The 20,927-nt window shown below is 42.4% G+C and carries 18 protein-coding genes; all 18 read right to left on the bottom strand.

Annotation, left to right across the window (positions count from 1 at the left end; translation table 11 throughout):
- Positions 1 to 26: 26 nt before the first annotated feature.
- Complete coding sequence (locus tag BUC20_RS20315; protein ID WP_234994563.1) at positions 27 to 1,568, bottom strand: GNAT family N-acetyltransferase; 1,542 nt, start codon at positions 1,566 to 1,568, stop codon at positions 27 to 29.
- Positions 1,565 to 2,515: a hypothetical protein gene (locus BUC20_RS20325; protein WP_073232923.1), complete on the bottom strand. Its 951-nt coding sequence runs from the start codon at positions 2,513 to 2,515 to the stop codon at positions 1,565 to 1,567. Before BUC20_RS20325 ends, BUC20_RS20315 begins: the two co-directional genes overlap by 4 nt.
- Before the next feature lie 22 nt (positions 2,516 to 2,537).
- Complete coding sequence (locus tag BUC20_RS20330; RefSeq protein ID WP_073232924.1) at positions 2,538 to 3,341, bottom strand: phytanoyl-CoA dioxygenase family protein; 804 nt, start codon at positions 3,339 to 3,341, stop codon at positions 2,538 to 2,540.
- Positions 3,342 to 3,428: 87 nt separating this feature from the next.
- Complete coding sequence (locus BUC20_RS20335; RefSeq protein ID WP_073232925.1) at positions 3,429 to 4,454, bottom strand: GNAT family N-acetyltransferase; 1,026 nt, start codon at positions 4,452 to 4,454, stop codon at positions 3,429 to 3,431.
- 13 nt (positions 4,455 to 4,467) lie between these two features.
- Positions 4,468 to 5,610, bottom strand: coding sequence for a glycosyltransferase family 4 protein (locus tag BUC20_RS20340; protein WP_234994564.1), 1,143 nt, complete (start codon positions 5,608 to 5,610; stop codon positions 4,468 to 4,470).
- Positions 5,611 to 5,759: 149 nt separating this feature from the next.
- Complete coding sequence (locus BUC20_RS20345) at positions 5,760 to 7,121, bottom strand: pectate lyase family protein (protein WP_073233909.1); 1,362 nt, start codon at positions 7,119 to 7,121, stop codon at positions 5,760 to 5,762.
- A 477-nt stretch (positions 7,122 to 7,598) separates the two neighbouring features.
- On the bottom strand, positions 7,599 to 8,693 hold the full coding sequence (locus tag BUC20_RS20350) for an NAD-dependent epimerase (RefSeq protein WP_073233912.1): 1,095 nt from the start codon (positions 8,691 to 8,693) through the stop codon (positions 7,599 to 7,601).
- Between the two features lie 37 nt (positions 8,694 to 8,730).
- Entirely contained in the window at positions 8,731 to 10,566 is a 1,836-nt protein-coding gene (gene asnB / locus BUC20_RS20355; protein ID WP_073232926.1) for an asparagine synthase (glutamine-hydrolyzing), read from the bottom strand.
- Between the two features lie 11 nt (positions 10,567 to 10,577).
- Positions 10,578 to 11,657: a glycosyltransferase gene (locus tag BUC20_RS20360; RefSeq protein WP_073232927.1), complete on the bottom strand. Its 1,080-nt coding sequence runs from the start codon at positions 11,655 to 11,657 to the stop codon at positions 10,578 to 10,580.
- Positions 11,654 to 12,709 carry an ATP-grasp domain-containing protein gene (locus BUC20_RS20365; protein ID WP_073232928.1) on the bottom strand — a complete coding sequence of 352 codons (1,056 nt, stop codon included), beginning with the start codon at positions 12,707 to 12,709 and terminating at the stop codon, positions 11,654 to 11,656. Before BUC20_RS20365 ends, BUC20_RS20360 begins: the two co-directional genes overlap by 4 nt.
- Positions 12,710 to 12,742: 33 nt before the next feature.
- A complete protein-coding gene (locus tag BUC20_RS20370) occupies positions 12,743 to 13,300 on the bottom strand; it encodes a hypothetical protein (RefSeq protein WP_073232929.1) in 558 nt (185 codons plus the stop codon).
- Complete coding sequence (locus BUC20_RS20375) at positions 13,284 to 14,489, bottom strand: pyridoxal phosphate-dependent aminotransferase (RefSeq protein ID WP_073232930.1); 1,206 nt, start codon at positions 14,487 to 14,489, stop codon at positions 13,284 to 13,286. Before BUC20_RS20375 ends, BUC20_RS20370 begins: the two co-directional genes overlap by 17 nt.
- A 21-nt stretch (positions 14,490 to 14,510) precedes the next feature.
- Entirely contained in the window at positions 14,511 to 15,650 is a 1,140-nt protein-coding gene (locus tag BUC20_RS20380) for a glycosyltransferase (protein WP_073232931.1), read from the bottom strand.
- Positions 15,651 to 15,660: 10 nt separating this feature from the next.
- Positions 15,661 to 16,863, bottom strand: coding sequence for an O-antigen ligase family protein (locus BUC20_RS20385; RefSeq protein ID WP_073232932.1), 1,203 nt, complete (start codon positions 16,861 to 16,863; stop codon positions 15,661 to 15,663).
- Between the two features lie 5 nt (positions 16,864 to 16,868).
- Positions 16,869 to 17,954, bottom strand: coding sequence for a glycosyltransferase family 47 protein (locus tag BUC20_RS20390; protein WP_073232933.1), 1,086 nt, complete (start codon positions 17,952 to 17,954; stop codon positions 16,869 to 16,871).
- Entirely contained in the window at positions 17,951 to 18,547 is a 597-nt protein-coding gene (locus BUC20_RS20395; RefSeq protein WP_073232934.1) for a sugar transferase, read from the bottom strand. Before BUC20_RS20395 ends, BUC20_RS20390 begins: the two co-directional genes overlap by 4 nt.
- A 12-nt stretch (positions 18,548 to 18,559) precedes the next feature.
- A complete protein-coding gene (locus BUC20_RS20400) occupies positions 18,560 to 19,801 on the bottom strand; it encodes a DegT/DnrJ/EryC1/StrS family aminotransferase (RefSeq protein ID WP_073232935.1) in 1,242 nt (413 codons plus the stop codon).
- A 21-nt stretch (positions 19,802 to 19,822) separates the two neighbouring features.
- The gene (locus BUC20_RS20405; protein WP_073232936.1) at positions 19,823 to 20,920 is read right to left on the bottom strand and encodes a glycosyltransferase; all 1,098 of its coding nucleotides are present in this window, start codon (positions 20,918 to 20,920) and stop codon (positions 19,823 to 19,825) included.
- Positions 20,921 to 20,927: the final 7 nt, after the last annotated feature.

Genomic DNA, 20,927 nt, shown 5'->3' on the forward strand with positions numbered 1-20,927 from the left:
TGTTTGTTAGTGGTAATGAATTTACCTTACACTTTATGTGCGCATAAACGATAGAGCGGAAAAAAATCCACCCCGTTTTGAGGCCCCACTTCCTGCTGAAGTAATAAAGAGGCATAAATCTGCGGATCGGCTACAAAGCGCCAACTTTGATAATTTAAGGTCAGACTGGAAAAATTTGTCTTCCAGAGGAACAAAGAATCCTCCTTAAAACCTAATCCACCGCCCAGATTATAATATTTTACGCCTAATTCACGCGCACGGATTGTGATCTCTTCGGTTAATAATTTTGCAGGGGAATCAGCCAGATAATCGGTTTTGGTCCCTAATAAATGTGCCTGCATAATTCCATTGGTATGGACTACAATCGCTCCGCAAACCGGATAATCATCCTTGTCATAGACAAAGTATAACCTGGCATCAAATTCATCCGTATGAAGCAATATCTTAAAATAGTTTTCATCAAAATAATACGTTTCTAAAGCATCAACACGCAGCATGGTTAGGGTATATATCGAGACAAATTCTTTGATGTCTTCATCCGTACCTGCTTCATTCACATAATACCCTTTCTCCCTGAGCTTCCTGATCTTTCTCAGTACACCACCATGATAATTCAGCCGTTGCTCTTCAATAGATAGTCCTAGGTCAAAGACCACGATCTTTCCATTATCGACCAGGCCTCCGAAATGTGCCATCAATCCGGACTGACCCAGAAAAGGATTTAACCTGGAAAATACAGTAACCACCTGCTCTTCTCTTAGAAAATCTAAAAAACAACGCTTAAAACGCCTGATAAAACCGGCACTTAAATCCTCAAATTCCTGATTTGACAACGGCCCGCTATATCCATAAACAGAGCTCATGTCATAATAAGAGGAATCCGGGATGCTCCTTTTCATCAATGGGATAGCAACAAAATCCTGGCCCTCCTCATATACAAACATGAGCGCTTTTCCACCGCTGTTATCCAATGAATGATACGTCCAGGAATGGTAAAAATCATATCTTAAGGCTCTTTTCATCAAGCTTCTCCATTTGTTTTCTTCTGCCAGGGTGATACTGTATTTATGAGCTCCTGCGGTAGTTTTAACCTCCTTCCGGCAGCATTCCATTTCAATGAACCGGCCATTACGCCCGGTTTCTGCAAAACCATTTTTTTTGTAAATATGGATCGCTCCCAAATTCTCACAATCCACATCCAGCTTCACTGTGTTTAACCCAAGACTATTAAAGGCATAATCCAGAATTAGTGTACTTGCCTCAGTTCCAATTCCCTTCCCCCAACATTCCGGATCTCCAAGGAAAAGATGAAACTCGGCCGTTCCACCTGCAATATTGATCAGCTGAACATTCCCTACGTACTTTTCTGATGCCTTCAGACAAATTGCGAATCTTTTCTGATCCTTCCGCAGCAGGACTTCAGTTAACCATTTGGTTTCTATCTCCGGTGTAACAGGTTCCAATGGCCTGAAAGGGGTAAATTTCCAGATCTCCGGATTATTGCGCCATTGGAACGAGGTCATAGCATCAGCTATAACCAGAGGTCTTAAAAAGATGGATGATTTCATAACGAAGTTTTTAATATGTTTAACATACGCTTCATATCCGCATGGGTATAACGGTGGTCTATGGGTAAAGCGATCAGGTGACTCGTGAGGTAATGTTCATACATCATTTTGGTGGTCCATTCCAGAACATTCGGCCAATATGAAGCAACATATATGCGTTTATCCAGTAATTTTTTTTTCAGGCTCAGAGAAGAAGTCAACAGCGGATATACCATTGGTCCATTGATCACTGAGGCATCAAAACGATAATCATTATGGGCTTCCAGAAAATCATGGAGATACATAAAATTGGAATTCCTCCTGTATCTGCAGGTTTTGTAATCTATGCCCGACAAAATTTTCTGAGATAATGCGGACATCCTTCTTACGGGATTATTCGACAGCTGAACATTGTTATTGATAAAATCTTCGTACCCCGTTTCTATGCCCAGGTCAATGCTTTTGATCAGATGAGAAAACCGTTCAAAAGAAACATCCTGTTCCAGCTTCAACCTCTGCGGACTATTGATTTGGAGATAGGCCCCATCCGGAACACCAAAAAATTTCCGGCAGGAATAGAAAGTATCTATTCCTTCCTGTGGCGCAGAAAAAAAAGCCTGGGAATTATCTATAATCAGATTTTGAAAGAGCCGGCTCAGCCGGACTACCGTTTCCTGTTTCAAACCAAAATAATTGGTATACAGTAAACATTCATCAGGCCCAACCTCAAAATCCAGAACCGGATCCATCTGCTCATCTATGGTATAGTACTGAAAGGCAATCCCCAGCCTTTTCAGGGGCTCCAGCATGACTTCACAGGTATAATAAGGGACATGAACCAACCTGTACCGATTTACCCTTAAAAGGTATTCGAACGCATTTCTGCCGGTATTTAATTTTAGCAGAGAAGGATAAAACTCCTCCCCTCTGGATAGTTGCAACTCCAAATATCCTCCAAGTGATCTCATATGATCTGATTTGATTTGTGATTTACTCCTGACCTCTCTGATACATCCGCTTATGAACTGGTTGATAGTATTCCTCAAAATCAGCAGGAACCCTTGAATTGTAACCAATTACTTGTTTCAGATCTTCAGTCAGGCTTTCTCCAAAAGCATAGCCCAGAAACCTTGGGTAATCCATCTGCTGCTTCATAAAGGGTTTGGTAAAGGCCATTGTCAGTGCCCTTCTGGGTTCATCTGTATTGTTTTTTCCTGCTGCATGCCATAAATTGGCATCGAACAAAATGATGCTCCCTTTCTTCGCGAGGGCCCGGTCTGCATGCGCATAAAAATAATCCGCTTCTGGTTTTTCATCCTGCTGATGTGAGCCCGAAAGAAAATAGGTCGCTCCGTTTTCCAGGGTAAAATCATCCAGAATCACCATCATCTGAATCATCAGTTTAAAAGAACCGGTAAACGTCCGGATATCTCTGTGAACATTCTGGACGTAAGCCTGACTATTTTTCAAATTGATCACTGCTCCTAAAGAGTTGAGGATATACTGACCGTTCAGAAAGTGTCTGATCTGCGGATCTCCGTATTTCTGTTCCAGGAATTTCAAAGAAAACAGTTCCTTTTCTACCAGATGATGAAGTGTACCATCCATACTTTCGGCAATTCCGTTATTCAGCTGTATCTTCCTCCTGTATTCGTAAGCCGGCTGAAGCGATTGCTTAATGTCCTCCACAAACTGAGGATCCAAAGCATTTTCATAAACAATCCAGCCGTATTTCCAGATCACTTCATCAAACAGGCCCAGATCATTCAGCGCATAATCTAATCTATTTTCCATCAGAATATATTTGTTTTTATCGATTTACAATGATTGACAAGCTCAGTTTACCGCTGATGAAGCGATCATATCCAGCCGGACAAATACTTACTGTCTGTAAGCCGGAAAGAAAGCAGAATCAGGATTGATTCCCGCTCCTCGCAGAAGTACGAGCTCCTGGTACACCTGCTGGTCATTGATGTAACACCAGATCCGGTCGCTGACCTGTAAATCTGAAAAATGACGTTTGAACATGAACAGCGAATCTTCTTTTCCTCCTACACCACCACCGAGATGAAAGATCTTTTTCCCCAGTCGCCGGCCAATCATACTGATCTCGTCGGTAAGTAATTTGCTGGGAGATTGCTTAAGATACTTTTCGGATGTCGCAGATAAATGGTTCCTCACCACATGCTCAGAAATGAGGACCAGTGCGCCACAGATCAGCTCCGTACCATCATAAATCAAAACCAACCGGTTCTCAAATTCCTCCTGATTCAGGAGGCCGGTAAAATAGGCTTCATCAAAGTAATAACTCTGATGCGCATTCAGGCGGTCCATATTTTTATGGTACATTTCCGTAAACAGGCTGATGTCTTCCCGGCTGTGGGTATCTTTGATCGTATAATTGCTTTCCCGGAGTTTCTTTACCTGTCTTTTTAACCGCTTCTCATATCTCGACCTTTGTTCTTCAACAGAGATTGATAGATCCATATAAATGGTACTTCCATTCGGAAAAATCCCTCCGATATTTTCAAGCACATATTGTTGATTTAAAAAGGGATACAATCGGGTGAAGGCACTGACAAAACGTTCTTCCGTCAAAAACCGGCAAAATTCATCTTTAAAATGCTTTAAGGAGTTTTCCGTAATTCCGGCAAAATCAAGATCCGACACCGGCCCTGCATAACCATAAACGGAAGTCAGGTCATAAAATGAAGAATTGGCAATACTTCTTTTAATCATGGGGAAGGCGATAAAAAAACCAGCTTCTTCATACACAAAAAGAAGGGGCTCTCCCAGCTTATTCAACGAATGGTAATACCAGGTATGGTAAACTTCATAATCGCGGGAACGCCTGATATAAACATCCCACTGCTCCTTTTCCCGGACAATAAAACTTTGGTATAGCATACATTTTCATCAGTTAGTATGTTCCCTCAAGAACACGGATCATGGTTTCATTTACCTTATTGACATCAAACTTTTCAGTCGCATATTTCCTCCCATTGGCGCCAAAGCGGGCAATATCGTCGGTATGTCTGATGTAATATTCCATTTTGGAAGCCAGTTGCCTGGCATCTTTCACCGGAACCAGAAATCCGTTTGCTTTCCTCAGCAGCGGATTAATCGTTTCCCGGCAGCCTACAGAGTTGCAGGTAATCAATGCCCGGCCCATCGCCATTCCCTCCAGGAGGCACCTTGGGACCCCTTCCCCATAATAGGAAGGCAGCACCACAACTGAGGATTGCCTGATGTAAGGCCGTACATCCTCCAGTAAACCCAGGTATTGAATCGTGCCATCAGACCTGATCTTTGCGTACAAATCATCGCTTATCGCGTCAATATTGTCATCGTAAGGCCCGATCAGTTTAAATTCAACCTCTGGAAACTTCGCTTTAATGAGTTTTGCAGCCTCATAATACTCCTTAATTCCTTTTGCATTGATGAGGCGGGCAATCATTAAAAAACTGATTTGCTGTACATTTGGCGGAGAGTATTCATAGCTGGATAAATCCACACCTGAACCGTTAACCACCGCAAATTTGTTCCTTTTTGTGAGGACATGTTCCCGGATCAGCAGCTCATAATCGTCCTGGTTCTGAAAGATGATGTGTAACCTCTTACTGGCCCTCAAACTAAGCTTAAGCAATATTCTTGTTATTTTTTGCACCCAGGTTCTGGGGCCTGTATCCAGAAAATTATAGCCCAGTCCGGTTAACATTGGCGTGATGCGCTGCACCCGGCAATACTTCGCCACAAAAGAACCGTAGATGACAGGTTTAAACGTGTAAGGAAAGAATACATCTGGTTTAACCGCTCTGATGACCTTGTGCAAAGCAACAAGGTATTTCAAATCTGAACCAATGGAAACATTACTTGGGTTGAGTTCATTCTCGTATATTTTCACGCCCATTTCCTTTAGCCGCATGCTGATGGATTCCTGGTCGATCTTTGGGCTGAACACCATTACCTCATGTTTTTCTATCAATGCCTCCATCAATTTTCCTCTGAAATCCAGCAAAGAGCGTGGAGAATCACAGGAGATCAATATTTTCTTCCTATCCATTACCATCTTCCTATATTTTATGAGTATCATCAGTTTAAGAGCGGCAAAAACTTACGGGTATATATTTAAGGGGCGACCCGATAAAGATTTATCAGATCACCCCTTCAATATTAAAATCACCGTTTCCGGATTAGAAACGATTAAAAAAATTAGCGTGCCAATGTTGCCCCTGCTCCGGCAGATACCACTGCAGGAACATTTGCCGCAGCGATCAATACAGATTTGTATTCATAAGCTGGTGTCCATGTAGATGAAGCCGTAGAGATTCTATTGGCCTTACTATTGGCATAAATATTGGTTTCAGCTCCACTTACATAACCAGGTTTGGCATTGTATTCCGTAAAAATAGGAATCGCCTGGTTTTCAAAATAGTTATTATCAGTCCTGACTGTAGCCCCCATCGTTACCCCGATTCCATAACCACTGCCATTTTGCAGGTAATTATTAAAAACGTGGATATAGCCGAACCTGGTACTTGGCTGACGTTCAGAAACATTATAAAAATAATTGTTGTTTACTGTTACACGAAGGTGACCGATATCATCGGTATTTTCATCACCAAAACCGATCAGCATCGGAATATGACTGTCGTGCAGCCTGTTCCAGGATAGCGTCACATAATCTGCTCTTTTACCTACATCCAGCAATCCATCATAATAATCCCATCCATGGGTCCTGTCGGACGACAAATCACAGTGGTCAATCCAGATGTGATGCGCTCCTTCTTTAATGATGATGTTAGAATAAGTCACCACATTTCTGATGGTCATGTTCTGAACAATCACATTGTTGCTGCCATAGATCATCAGACCTACACCTTCCATACTGGATCCGGCTAATCCCTGAATGGTTTTATTGGATTTTACATTCAGGTATCCCGTACCTGTAATTTTTCCGGATACCAGGATGATGAGTGCTGAACTGGATTCCACTGCATTTTTTAAAGCAGATAAACTCGTTACGGTAACCGTTTGTCCACCAAGACCACCGGTAGTTTTACCATCCACCGATGCAAAGCCAATGGCTGCAGTACCGGAACCCGGTTTTTCCGGATTGGTTATTGGAGGTGTTACCGGAGGAGTAATTGCCGAATTGCCACTCCCATCAAGACTATAGGTATAAGTTCTTCCATTACTCCTTGGGTCTGTGTTATCTGAAGCCGAGAAGTACAAGCCTCCTGACCAATGACTAAAAAGGCCTTTTCCTTTATCTCTGATATCCGCATGCATCGCATGAGCCGGACCAAGTGCTTTTCCGTTTTCAAATACCTGAAGCGTAGAAACTGAAGGACTATTTCCGGAATCACTTGTTCCGGGAATGTTGATCACTTTGTAAGAAAACCCACCATCACTTACTGCTGAACCAACGTTTATGGTTTTTATTCCGGTAATGATGCTTCCGTTACCGCGGGCAGCTTCAGTGAGGTCTGATTGGTTCTCAAAGGGTACCACATCCGAGCCTTTTTTACATTTACTAAAAGTTAATACAACCAGCAGTAGCAGAAGGCTCATGGGTAGTCGATTTGTTAAGTTGTTTTTTCTTTCCATTTGTTATTTTTAAAAGTACACAATGGTAACGCGGAAAAGCACCACCTTATACGTTTTAAAAATTATGGAAAAGCACTGATTTTCAGTAAAGAAAGCCTCAAAAACAGACCTTTATAAAAAAGCCCGTTTGCAGGATTTTAGTTTTACTAATCAGATATCTACAATTAAAAAGCAGAATATTCTGCAAATTAATCAAATGAAAATCAAGGTTAGAAGAAAAAGAAAGTGATTAATATACTTTCTGCCAGAAAATTTAATATTTATTGTAAAAAAATCAGATTAATTTATTTTACCGGATAAACCGACAATAATCCTCCGGTACATTGGGCGTTAAACTGTAATTTTTTCGTCATAAAACCCAATCGAAATTCCTAAGCGGCTAAAAACTGTGTCAAAAATTTGAAAATATCAATCTTTATTTGTATACTTTTATAAGATTTTTCACTGATATCCTGCCGGCTCCAGCTGCTCTTGTATGTTTCCTGTTACCCTGTAAAAATCTTTATACCAGTTTACGAAATTCCGTACTCCTTCTGCGACAGATATCCGGGGCTGATAACCCATCATTTTTTTCATATGTGAAATGTCTGCCCAGGTTTTAACCACATCTCCGTTCTGCATAGGCAGGTAATGTTTCTGAGCAATGGTCCCCAGGTTTTTCTCAATCTCTCCAATGAATTCCATCAGGTCTACAGACTGCCCCCTACCTATATTAAAGACACGGTATGGAACTTTCGAACTGGCAGGATCTGGTTTACATTCGTTCCATTCCGGATTACTTTCTGCAGGATGATCGATCACCCGGACGATGCCATCAACAATGTCATCAATATAGGTGAAATCGCGTTTCATCATGCCATTGTTGAAGACTTCTATGCTTTTATTTTCCAGGATGGCCTTTGTAAAGAGGAACAGGGCCATATCCGGCCTTCCCCAGGGGCCATACACGGTAAAAAATCTTAGTCCTGTAGTTGGGAGCTGGAACAAATGACTATAAGCATGGGCCATCAACTCATTGCTTTTTTTCGATGCGGCGTACAGGGATACCGGATGATCAGCATGTTGATTTGGAGAAAAAGGCATGGCTTTATTCAATCCATAAACACTGGAAGAACTGGCATACACCAGGTGTTTGGTATGGTGTGTCCTGCAACATTCCAGAATGTTTAAAAACCCGGTAATATTTGATTCCAGGTATGCTCTTGGATTGGTCAGGCTATACCTCACCCCCGCCTGTGCTGCCAGATTGCATACCGCATCAAAATGACAATTTTTAAATACTTTTTTCAACTTCCCATGATCAGTGATGTCGAGCTTAACAAAATGATAATTGAAATATTTATTGCTCCTCAATTCTTTCCCATACTCCAGATCTGTCCTCATGATGCCCATTTCCTCCAGTCTTCTGTACTTGAGATCAACATCATAGTAGTCATTAATATTGTCTATTCCGATCACTTCATCACCTCTTTCCAACAGGTATTTTGCAAGGTGAAATCCAATAAAACCGGCTGTACCGGTAACTAATACTTTCATAACGATGGCTTTAAATTTTAGATTAAGAAAATCAGAATTACAGGCTTTTATGCCATACTTCCAGACTGAATACACAAAAGAGGATTTTAGCTCTTCTTTCATCAGAAATGCTGATCCGTCTGGCAATCAGCTGCTCAATGAATTCTTTTCTGATAATTTTAGGATACAAAGCATCTCCTGCAAACAGGTAGTGCTGCATCACTTCCCAAAGTTCATGGTCTACCCATTTTTGCAATGGGATTTCGAATCCTCTTTTCGGCTGATGGATCAATGCTTCCGGAAGGTATCTCTTTCCCAGATCCCTCAGGATCTGTTTGGTTTGAATATTCCTGATCTTAAAATGATCAGGTAATCCGGGAGCAAAATCCAGCACTTCTTTTGCCAGAAAAGGACTGCGCCCTTCGATTGAATGTGCCATGGTAGCGATGTCCATTTTTGGGAGCAGCCGGCTAAACAACATGGATTCAAAATCCATTAGTAACAGCTTTTTCAATGGAGATATCGCATAGCTGTTGTAGCGTTCCAGATCTGAAGTAATGGCCAGCATGGTTGGTTTTTGGATAAAGACGTCCTCAAACCCGACAAACAAATCTGAAGAAGCCGAACAATAAATTTTCACCAGATCGGTATAGCTCGCAAATTTCAACAACCGGTAGCAATACGTATAAAGGCTTTGCTTCTGATTGGCAACCGGCAGGATTTTAGCCAGAATACCGGAGCTGATTTTTGTAAACTGATTGGGGTTAAAAAAATCGATGTGCTTAAAAGGGACATATCTTCTGTAACCTCCAAACAACTCATCTGCCCCATCCCCGTTTAACACCACAGTAATGTATTTCTTAGCTTCCCTCGCTACATAATAACTCGGGATGGCTGAATTGTCTGAGTTTGGCTCCCCATGATTTGAAATGATCTTCTCTATGTCGTTTGACAGGTCAGAGAAATCAATCTCAACAACCGTATGGTCGGTATCATACTTTCTTGCCACTTTTTCCGCAAGCAGGGATTCGTCAAATGAACCTGCCACTTTCACCGTAAATGTTTTCAAACGGGATTGCTGCTGGGCAGCCATTGCAGTGACAATCCCACTGTCTATTCCCCCACTTAAAAATGAGCCCACGTCCAGGTCTGCACTCTCTATTCTGCGCTTCACCGCCCGGTTTAAATGCTGGTCCAATTGCATCAACGCATCCTCATATGGCAACTGACGGTCATTGCGGTAAGCCTCCTCTATTTTAAACCAGCAAATATCCTGTGCCTGTCCAGGCAGGGTATCTATCACTACATAATGCCCGTTTTCCAGTTCATTCACCAAATGGTAAGGTGTGGCTTTCCGGTAATGATGACCGAGATAAAGGTAATCCGCAAGTGCCGCATAATTAATTTCGGGCTTGCAAACCTGCTGAAGTATATTCAGCTCCGAGGAAAAAACAAAACTTTCTCCTTTTTGATAAATATACAAGGGCTTTTTTCCTGCCCTGTCCCTTGCCAGGTATAACCTGAGGTTCAGCGTGTCATATAGTGCGAAGGCAAACATGCCGTCAAATTCTTCCAGCATCTTCATCCCGATCCGTTCAAACAACATCAGAATCGTGAGTGTGTCGGAATTTGAAACCGCCTCCAGCCGGTATTTCTTCCGCAATTCCATATGATTGTAAATCTCCCCGTTGAAAACAATGACCAGACCATTGTACTTCATGGGCTGCTGACCGGAAGTACTTAAATCCTGAATGGCCAGTCTGGTATGGTAAAGGTTTACAGAACGGGAATTAAAGCAACCCTGCTCATCAGGCCCCCTGTGAAGCAAGCCAGCAAAAACCTGTTCTTCCGATACTGCGTATTCGTAATTTAATGTTCCAAAGATTCCACACATGGTGATCAGATTTACCGTTTTTCAAGCAAAACATTTTCAATTAGCCCTTTCCACTGCCTCATCACCCCCGTTTCAGAGAATTGTTGTGCGATGTATTCCCTGCCTGCCTGGCCGAGCGCTTTCTGCTCTGCCAATACCGTGTCCATTATCTTTGAAAGCCGGTCGGCCAGCTCATACTCATTCTGTTTTTCAAAGAGGAAGCCACATTTAACCGCAGTCAGGATCTCGTTATTTCCATCAATATCGGTAACCACCACAGGTAAGGCATAAGCCATCGCTTCCAGAACGGCATTGGGCATTCCCTCCGAAAAAGAGGAGAGCACAAAAGCGTCCGACCGACGCAGATAAGCCGCCGCTTCAGGTTGAAAACCGATGAGGTTTACCTTTTGCTGAATATTTAATTCTTCGATCATCTGGTATGGCCAGGTTGCCCCGGCCAATTCTCCCAAAATGTCCACACTAAAGTTCCGGCCTCTGATCAGTGCGATCGCTTTAAACAAAGTCGGATAATCTTTATTCCACCTGAAATGTCCTACACAGATCCATTTGAACACATCATTTTTTTTGACAATATCCGAAGGCATGACCGGAATCCTGATGCCATTATGAATCACGATACCTTTCTTTAATCCAGGATTCCGGCGTTCAAAATTAGTTCTGGAAGCCACAGAATTATAAACCACAGCGTCATCTAAGCCATTACTCCATTTAAATGGCATACGCCATTTGCCTGGTAATACGGAAATCCTGATACTGGAGATCAGTTTAAATTTCAATCTCATCTTCAGGAAACGGGCAAAAATAATGGCGATAAACATAAAGGCGATCATCACCTGAGGCTTAAATTTTTTCACATGGCCATAGAGGCTCCGAAGGTTGGATATAAAGTGTGCGGGCCAGCTCTTCAAAAAGAGAACTTCCAGTCCGGATTTTTCAAGAACCTCCTTAAACTCATCTACAGGTTTAAGCGAAATGATCAATACCTGATCTCCTTCTGATTTCAGAAAAAGTGCCAGTTTCAGCAATTGAGTTTCCGCTCCCCCTTTACTCATGGAGGGGGTCAGTAAAATGACCCGCTTAGACCATTTCATAAAAGGGCGGGCGATAGGTAAGCTCTTACTTGCTTCTGCTTAATCCGGAAAACCACATCCACATATTTTGAATCCCATGAATTAAAAAGACTGAAATGTTGTTTATAAAAGGCATATGCTTTTTTCCTGACTTCCATTTTAGGGTTAGGCTGATAAAACGGACTCACCTCCAGATAAATAGGCTCTGTACTCAGGTCATCATCCTGCCAGGTAATGTCAAAAGCACCAGTGGTCAGTTCCAGGGAATAGAAAGTATCTATAATATGCTGCCGCCATTGTTCCGGAAAAAAGTCGAAATCAACCTCGCTGCCATGACTTGTGGAAGTCGGCTTCCATTCTTTCTCCTTATTGATTCTCCAGTAATGAAGCACAATTTCCCCATTCACCAGGATTACCCTCAGGTCTCGCCTCATATTGATCAGTTCCTGGGCAATGATGTGTCTGTTCATTCTCATAAAATTTTCATCAGCCATCAGTCTGGCCAGGTCACAAAAGTCAGCGATCTTGTATACTCCTTCAGAAGCGCAGGAATGTTCCGCCTTAATCAGATAAGGAAACTTTAGTTTTGCATTCAGGAGGTGCTTCATGGAATCGAAAATCCTTGTCCTTGGTTCGTGAACCCTAGCCATATAAAACCGCTGGTGCATATAGGTTTTATTTTCCCAGAATATGGTTTCACACTGCCTCGGAAACACCTCATTTCCCTGAATCTCCAACTGTCTGGTGATGTGCAGCAGGATATTGGTATAATCATCAAAGCCATAAATATTGTATCCGCTATTGATGGAAAAGAAGATTTTATGGCCATGATATCTGCCGATCTTTTTACCTGTTACTATCCTGAACTGCTTATTTTCTGCTACCAGAGCGCCAATCGTAGCCATGTCCCAGATAAAAGTATCGGTTCCAAAATACAGAAGAGCAGGCCTGGGAATCCAAAGTATAATTTCACTTTTAGAATGGTAAAGTTTCCAGCACCTGATCCAGTTAATGCTGATGATAATCCTGAAAATTCTGGAAAACCTTTTGAGTATTCTGGTGAGTAATTTCATCTGTTTATTTTTTTTAGGTGTCGGATGAAGCCCTTAAACCCGATTGGGTTCACAATTTGAATTGATTAATTCGATTTCTTCCAGCCCTAAATAAGTAACAGGAAGGTCTTTTAGTTCGAGGATCATTTCATGGTACAACTTCAGCTCTCCATGCTCATGGTTATAGCTCAGGTCATCAATATAGACGACCGTAATTTCTCTGGAAACCAGTGTTTTGAGATAGTACATTTTATCCGCAGCCTTTGCGACCAGAATCAGGTCACAGCCCCCCAGTCCGCAAGACTCCAGCCATCGCTTTGTGACCTGATAGTTCAGGTAACTTCTGGCGGAAATAAAGATCACTTTTGCCATGGTCCGTTGATGGACAATCAACTTGCGCATACCCAGAAACACCGATAAAGATCGATACCTGTCTCTTTCATTACCGTATACCCTTCCACAAAGTGATGGCCAGGTATCCGCAAGTGTATTGTCTATATCCACGAGATAAACAGGGACCAGTGGGTCCAGGTCCCCAATGATCCTGTCAAATTTCAATTTAAAAACCCGGTTGAAAATCCCAAAATAGAGGTGTTTAAACAACCGTTTCATTGACCATGTCTAAAACAGAATTCATTTCCAGACAGGACTTCAGGCTTTCAATAATGTAGTTATTTTCCGATCTGGAACGCGATGCCAGCCTGATAAACTGACCTTCCAGACCAATCTTATCGTCACAGATCCTGATGTAAATGCCATAGGTAATCAATAGTTTGGCTACAAATTCCGAAGCCAGAATACCATTTGTCAGTTCGATGAGCACAAAATTTGCCATGCTCGGGTATACTTTAATGTAAGGAAGCTGACGGAGTTCTTTAATAAATTCCAGGGTTTCTATAATGTACCTTACCCTGAGGATGTCATACCTCATGGCAAAATCGCTTCTTGCATACAACCGGAAAAAGTATTCAGCAAGTCCATTAGAATTCCACAGGTAACCATTGCTCAGCAATGTTTGAACGTATTCTTTCTTCATAATCCCATAGCCAGCCCTTATTCCGGCCACACCAAAGTCTTTGGACATGCTTTTAATCACGATCAGATTGGGGTTATCCTCCACCAGATTGGCCATAGATACCAGTTGATAGTTCTTACTCTCATACGCAAAATGGATAAAGCTCTCATCGATGATGATATTTTTCACAAACCACAATTCGTCCAATATGCGCTGCACATCGGAAACCCGGGTGTACGCTCCGTTGGGATTGTTCGGGTTGATCAGCACGATGGTATCAGGCCGGTGAAATTTGACCTTTGCAATATAATTTGCAATATCTAAACTGTAATCCTCCTTTTTAGAAAGTTCATTGTATACCACTTCCACTCCTTCTTTTACGTATTCATAATAGGAAGAAAAAGTAGGGATATTGATCATGATCTTTTTCTCCGTAAAATTATGGATCACCGCCTGTATAATCTCAATCGCCCCATTTCCTATGAAAATATTTTTAGCGTTTATATCTAAAAAATCAGCAAGTATTTCGGCGATCACTCCATTTTGAGAAGGATAACATTCCAGCAGGTCCCTGATCTTTCCGGTCTCGAGTATCTCCTTATTGAAATATTCAATAAACAGGTCTGTAGCATAAGGATTGGATAAAAAACAGGCGTCAATTTTAATCTCCAGCTCAGGAAGTTTTTGCCTGAAGGTAAAAATACCAGGTGAATGTGATCCTGCTTCATTTTTTAAGATTTCTAGTTTTTCTACAACTATCAATTCTTCATCGGTAAATTTCATCATCTTGTTTCGGTATTGAATGGTTCAACAATAGAGTTCCCGAACTTTATGCTCCATTAGGTTCAGCGCAATGGCATACACTTTTAAGTGTTTGCATGCAGAAACACCAATGGCATATTTCTGTTCGTAATCTTTCTTCAGATTTATCTTTATCTCTTCCTTGTCGGGACTGGACAAGGCCTGTCTTAACGCTTCATAATAAGCCGCTGTACTGACATCCTCACTTAAAAAGCCAGTCACTCCGGTAACGATCATTTCTTTCATACCACCAATCGGTGTACAAACAGGAATACAACCTAGAGACATGGCCTCGATCAGAGAAATGGGCATTCCTTCCCAGGTGCTCGACAAGCAGAAGGCATCTGCGATACTCAGGTAGTCAGCTATGTTCTTCTTCCCTCCCAAAAACTCAATATTGACATCAGCATTCACCTGCTTTTTCAGCCTTTGGTACAAATTCCCATCTTTTACCTCTCCGATCATTAACAAACGGCAAGGCCTGATCATCGTTTCATTTATCTTTTTAACGACCTCAATTAAAAGCTTTTGATTCTTTTCCGGAGAGATCCGGCCAATATGAACGAGCAGAAAACCAGCATTTTCCCCTTTATATTTCTCTAAAAGTTGTGCTCTTTCTTCGGTCAGCATCAATGGCGGCCTCGCATTTTCAATCACCACATCATTCCTCAGCCGGTAGTATTCCCGGTAAGATTTACTGCAGTTCACAGATATGGTAACAGGGATGACCTTATTCCTTTTATAAAAAACTTTCCTGAACATTTTCAATATCCAGCCAGGGCATTCTGCCTCTGCAAGATTGTGTATGGTATGAAAAAAGACCGTATCATTTCTGTCCAGCCGGTACAACAGCAGGTACTCACTGCTATTCTGATGGCTATGCACCACATCCGGAGCCTGAATTTTAAGCCAGGCAGTGAGCCTCATCAGTACCGACCAGCTAAACCCGCTTTTCTTATCAAAAGAAACATAGGTTACCGCATCGCTGATCTCCTCCACAAAAGTGTCTTCTCTGGCATTTCCACAGAGAGAAACCAATATGATTTCATGTTCCTGTTTCCGGGCCATTTCATTGCAAAGGTCGATGACAAACCGCTCCGCGCCTCCCCTTGCCAGACTGCCTATCAGGTGTATGATCTTAGCCATATGCTTGTCCTTAAGTAACAGGTGTAACCAGTCGGCCTTCTTTTCTCTGCTGATACAGGTGAAGGATACTGAAATAGAGAAAAACAGTTGGCCCGTCTGCACTGATCAGCCATGGATTGTGCGAAAGCGCATTCACCGACACGCCAATAAAAGAGAAACAAAGACAGGCCAGCATGGCATTCTCCCGATCCCTCAAGCGACGGAAGACATACATCACCGCAGCACCAACCCTGTAATAAATTGCCGCCAGCAGCCCCAGCCCGAGGAAAGGGCCGAGATAAGTAAAAAATATCAGGTAAGCATTATGAGAGGTAATCCCGGAAGAAAATACATAATCCCGGTAAATGACATCCCCCCATTTTTTCCCGTAAAAGATCAGGCCATAGGGATATTCCGCATAAATCCTCAGGTTTTCTTCAGCCAGATTGGACCGGTCGTAAGCCGCATCATTATGGTTGTTCTTCACCAGAATATTATTGGTCATATCCAGGTTATCCTTTAGCACATAAGTGTATGCCAGTCCGCAGATCAACAACACCAATGCAATCGCCAGGACAGCCCTGAAACGATAATACAATACCAGAAACAAGAATACAGCCCCCACAAAACCCACAAAAACAGAACGTTGCATTCCCAAAAAAACAAACAACAGACAGGCAGCCAAAGCCATTCCCTTCACTGCCAAAGGTGTTTTAAACGTACAGGTACAAATGAATAAAAAAGGGATCAAAGCGGCCAGCTGATAACCATAAGCAAACTGACTGATAGAAATTCCCGCAGGGCTTTGTAAAATCTTATCACCCATAATCAATTCCCTCAGCGTATCCATTTCCCCATAAAAGTGATTGAGGACCATGACCACTGAGGAGATCACCAATAAGCCATAGAAGATCCATACTGAAGCATTGAACCTGCGCTCGTTATCTCCCACAAAATAGTTGAAATAAAAGGCACAGATCATGATGCACAGCATGTTGGCAGCAAAACTATTTGCCTCAGAAAGACCAATTACATAATAAATAAATGTGGCCAGACAAAGCAGGATCAGCTCCCTTGCATACCGGAATTTAACGGCTCCCTTTTCCCGGAATAGAAATACCAGGGGGAAGCAGAAGAGAAAAGGTGCAGGGATCCTGAAAAGATCAGTGAGAAATATCCCGAATGCCAATGTTGCCAGGTAAAACATCATGAGCATGGTCACAATTAATTTCATAGGAATCAGGTATTATTGATGCTGTGATTAAAAAAATCAATGAATTTATCTGCGTCATTTATGGCCTCATGATAACGTTGCTGGCCATTTTCAGCGATATGCCGGTAATAGGGATAATTGGTCACCATTTCGGTTAACTGACCTTCCAGGCCAGATAAATTCCAATGCACCGGAACATAGGTTTCATTGGCAATAAAGAGGTCTGGAAAAGTTTCTACATGGTTCATTACCGGTTTCACCAATACTGCTCCGGAAATGAAAGTTTCAAAATCACGGTAACAAATCTCCCCCCAGCCAAAAGGACTGACACTCAGTTTTGAAGCTTTGAGTTCTTTCCAGTACCTGGATTTACTGACATTGGCCCCCGTTGCCATTTGCAGGTTCATTTGCTCAAAAAGGTTAATCAGGTGGTTTCTTTGGTAAAAAACATCTTTTTGCCCGCTGCTGTCTTTATGGATCGTGCCGCGGTAAGCCAGATCGTATGGTCTTTGCTGATCCACATTGGTAAACCGGACAGGATACCATTCGTAACTCAGGTAATTGCTCAGCCGGCTCATTTTGTATCCGAAATACCGGTAATCATTGAAGCCGATATTCCATCCCAGCTTTACTTTATGAAGCTCCTCCGCCGGACAAGGTTCAAACCGTTTTCTTTGCTCCGGAGACAAACAGTTTAACCATACCCTGATGTCTTTGCTCCCCTCCTGATCGGTATAGTAATTTTTGTCCCGCAGCAGCTGTTTTTTAAGAAAGAAATCTACGTAAGGGATGACCGGAAAATCGTATGAACCCGTTGAATCGGCGGCATCAAACCAGATGAGCTGATCTACTGACCTTCTTAAGCTGAGCAGAAACCGAAACAGACTTTCCTCATTCCGGGCATTCCGCTTATTGATATTTTGCCAGCCATCGGCAAAATACCTGGAATGGATCATGACATAATCGGCATCAGATAAGCATTTATCCCGATGATCTACGTAAAACTCTACTTTCAGACCATGGTCCAGCAATTGCTTTTTCCATCGGTGAAAATGATGCGTCTCGCCATAATATTGCTTTGATGGCCAGTCCAGAATCTTTAAAATCTTCATTTCAAAAGGATGCTCTTAAGCGTATAAGAAATGATCTTACAATCAATCCAAAGGTTATGGTGATCGATATATTCCAGATTCTGACTGATTTTAGAGGGGATCACATTATGGATATAAAAGCTCTCCGGATCGTCAGCTGTAGCCAGCAAACTGCTTTCGTCAATATATTTAATCGAGGCCCAGTCTGTAATTCCTGGTTTTACGCTGAGCACCCGCTGTTGGCTGCTATCGTACATTTCCACATATTTGAGCACTTCCGGTCTTGGCCCCACAAAGCTCATCTCCCCTTTCAGAATATTCAGCAACTGAGGGAGTTCATCTACTTTATGTTTCCTCAACCAGCACCCTACCCTGGTAATCCTCGCATCATGATCACCGATAGTCAGCAGGCCCATTTTGTCTGCACCAGGACACATGGTCCTGAACTTAATCAATTGAAAACATTTCTGATTCAATCCTACCCTCGTCTGCCTGTAAAACACAGGTCCTTTATTTTCTCTTTTCAATAAAACAAACACCAGCAGAAATACCGGCGACAGGAAAAATAAGCCTGTCAGGGAGAAAAATATATCGAATATCCTTTTTGCATCCATGACCCAAAACCATTAAGATAAAACCTTTACTAATGTCTCTGTGCCTTTTACAAGCTGCACACATTCGATCACTGCATCCGTAATGTAATGGAGTTCAGCATCAGAAAGCTGAGGATAGATCGGCAATGAAACTTCATTTGCGAATTGCTTATAGCTATTGGGAAAATTTGCCATGGCATACCCCAGGCTTTTAAAATAGGTTAACATGGGCATAGGGATGAAATGGACGTTCACGTTAACCCCGCGGATCACCAGTTCATCAATCAGCTGATCCCGCTGTGCTTCGGTAATTCCCTTGATGCGCAATGGAAAAAGATGGTAGGAAGCCTCTCTTTTTTCATCCTGCATGACCGGCTCAATAAACCAGTCATGGGCCTTAAAGGCATCTCCATACCTTAAAGAAATGATTTTCCGAAGTGGCATTAAGGTGTTCACATATTGTTTGATCTGTGCAAGACCAATTGCCGCACAAATGTCCGGCATATTCATTTTGAAGCCTTTAAACAGGATGTCATATCTCCAGTTTGCCCCCTTCGATTTGGCAAAAGCATCTCTGTTCTGACCATTCATAGAGAACAGTTTCAGAAAGGTATATTCCTCCTGGTTATCAAATGGCTCCGGCAGGTTGAGACAAATACATCCGCCCTCTGCGGTAGTGATATTTTTCACGGCATGGAAAGAGAAGATCGTAATATCAGATTGCTGTGCTGCAGGTTTTCCATCGTAAATTGCACCGATGGAATGTGCCGCATCAGAAATCAGCAGGATCCTTCCCAGGCTGGTTTGTCTGGCTGTTTTAGGCACAAACTGTGTCCTGACCACCGGCTCCCGTACCAGTGCTTTCAACTCCTCATAGTGACAAGGTAAACCAGCAATATCTACAGCAATGATGGCTTTTGTTCTGGCACTGATTTTTCGTTTCACCATTTCCGGATCGATGGTGAAATCATCCAGAATGTCGACCATAACCGGTGTTGCCCCACAATGCAATACACATAAGGCAGTAGCGCAATAGGTATAGGCAGGCACAATTACCTCATCTCCGGGCCCAACACCAAACCAATTGAGCATCATAATGGCCCCTGAAGTCCATGAGTTGACACAAACCGCAGCCTTCAGGCCTGTCAGGTTCAGCAATTCGGATTCCAGTGCTTTAACTTTTGGGCCAGTGGTGATCCAGTTGGCACGGAGGGTATCCAATACTTCATCAATCACTGCCTGATCGATGAATGGCGGAGAAAATGGAATATTCATAATCTTAAAGTTTAGTTTGTTTTAACCGAGGATCAGTTCCTCCCATTTGTCGGAGATCACTTCCAGGGAATTGGTCTGACTGATCCCTCTGGCTTCATTTCCCAGTTTCTTTTTAAGGCTCAGGTCAAAAAGGACATTAAACATTGCCTTTCTAAGTGCGGTCACATTGCCATTTGGAATGAGCATCCCATTTATCCCATCTTCAATGATTTCTGCCGGCCCAAATTCACAATCCATTGCGATACAGGGGCATCCACTGCTCATTGCCTCAATCAGCGCATTGGGATAACCTTCATTTCTGGAAGGCAGGACAAACAACTCGGTCTGGTTATAGTAATCCTGGAGGTCGTCCTTAGCTCCTGCCAGAATAACCCTATCCTGTAGGTTCAATCTGTTGATCTGTGTTGTTAAATGCTCTTTTTCAACCCCCTGACCCACGATGATCAGGTCTATATTCTTAATTCTCAGCTCGCTGAATGCATCAATCAGCAGGTCAAAACCCTTTTCAAAGGACAGACGTCCAACACCCAGGATAAATTTTCGATGGTGTACAATCACATGTGTATCCGATTTAAAAACATAGACCGGATTTCTGATGATGCTGTAATTCTTGAGCCGGTTAAAGAGCCCATTGTTTTTCAGACAGGTTTCAATTCCTTTTGCCGGAACGACTACGGCTTTTGAGCCACTATAAATGAAATAAGACATCCACTTAAAGAAAAAATTAAAGCGGTTGATCGTATGATCGGGAGTTGTTCTTTCGGAAACAATGTAAGGGACGTTCAATAAACCACAGCTCAGTCCTGTCCAGAGATTGGCGCTGGTCATGAATGAAATCACACAATAGGGTTTTTCTTTCAGCAATACCCTTAACAGGCTAAGGTAGGTCAGCATCCCATAAATCAGCCTTCTGAAGAAGGTCTCTTTATATTTTCTTTTGAGCAAGGGAACCACTCTGATTCCTTCTGCCAGAGGATAACCCTGTTCGGCATCGTTCATGCACACAATCACCACTTCGTATGATCTTGCACTGAAACTGTTGCTCAAGGTAGAGAGCACTCTTTCTGCCCCTCCTTTTTGCAAGGTATAAATCACAAAAACTAATTTTAATCCAGACATGGCGCAG

Origin of the sequence: Pedobacter caeni (assembly GCF_900129215.1) — a bacterium.
GTDB classification, from domain to species: domain Bacteria; phylum Bacteroidota; class Bacteroidia; order Sphingobacteriales; family Sphingobacteriaceae; genus Pedobacter; species Pedobacter caeni.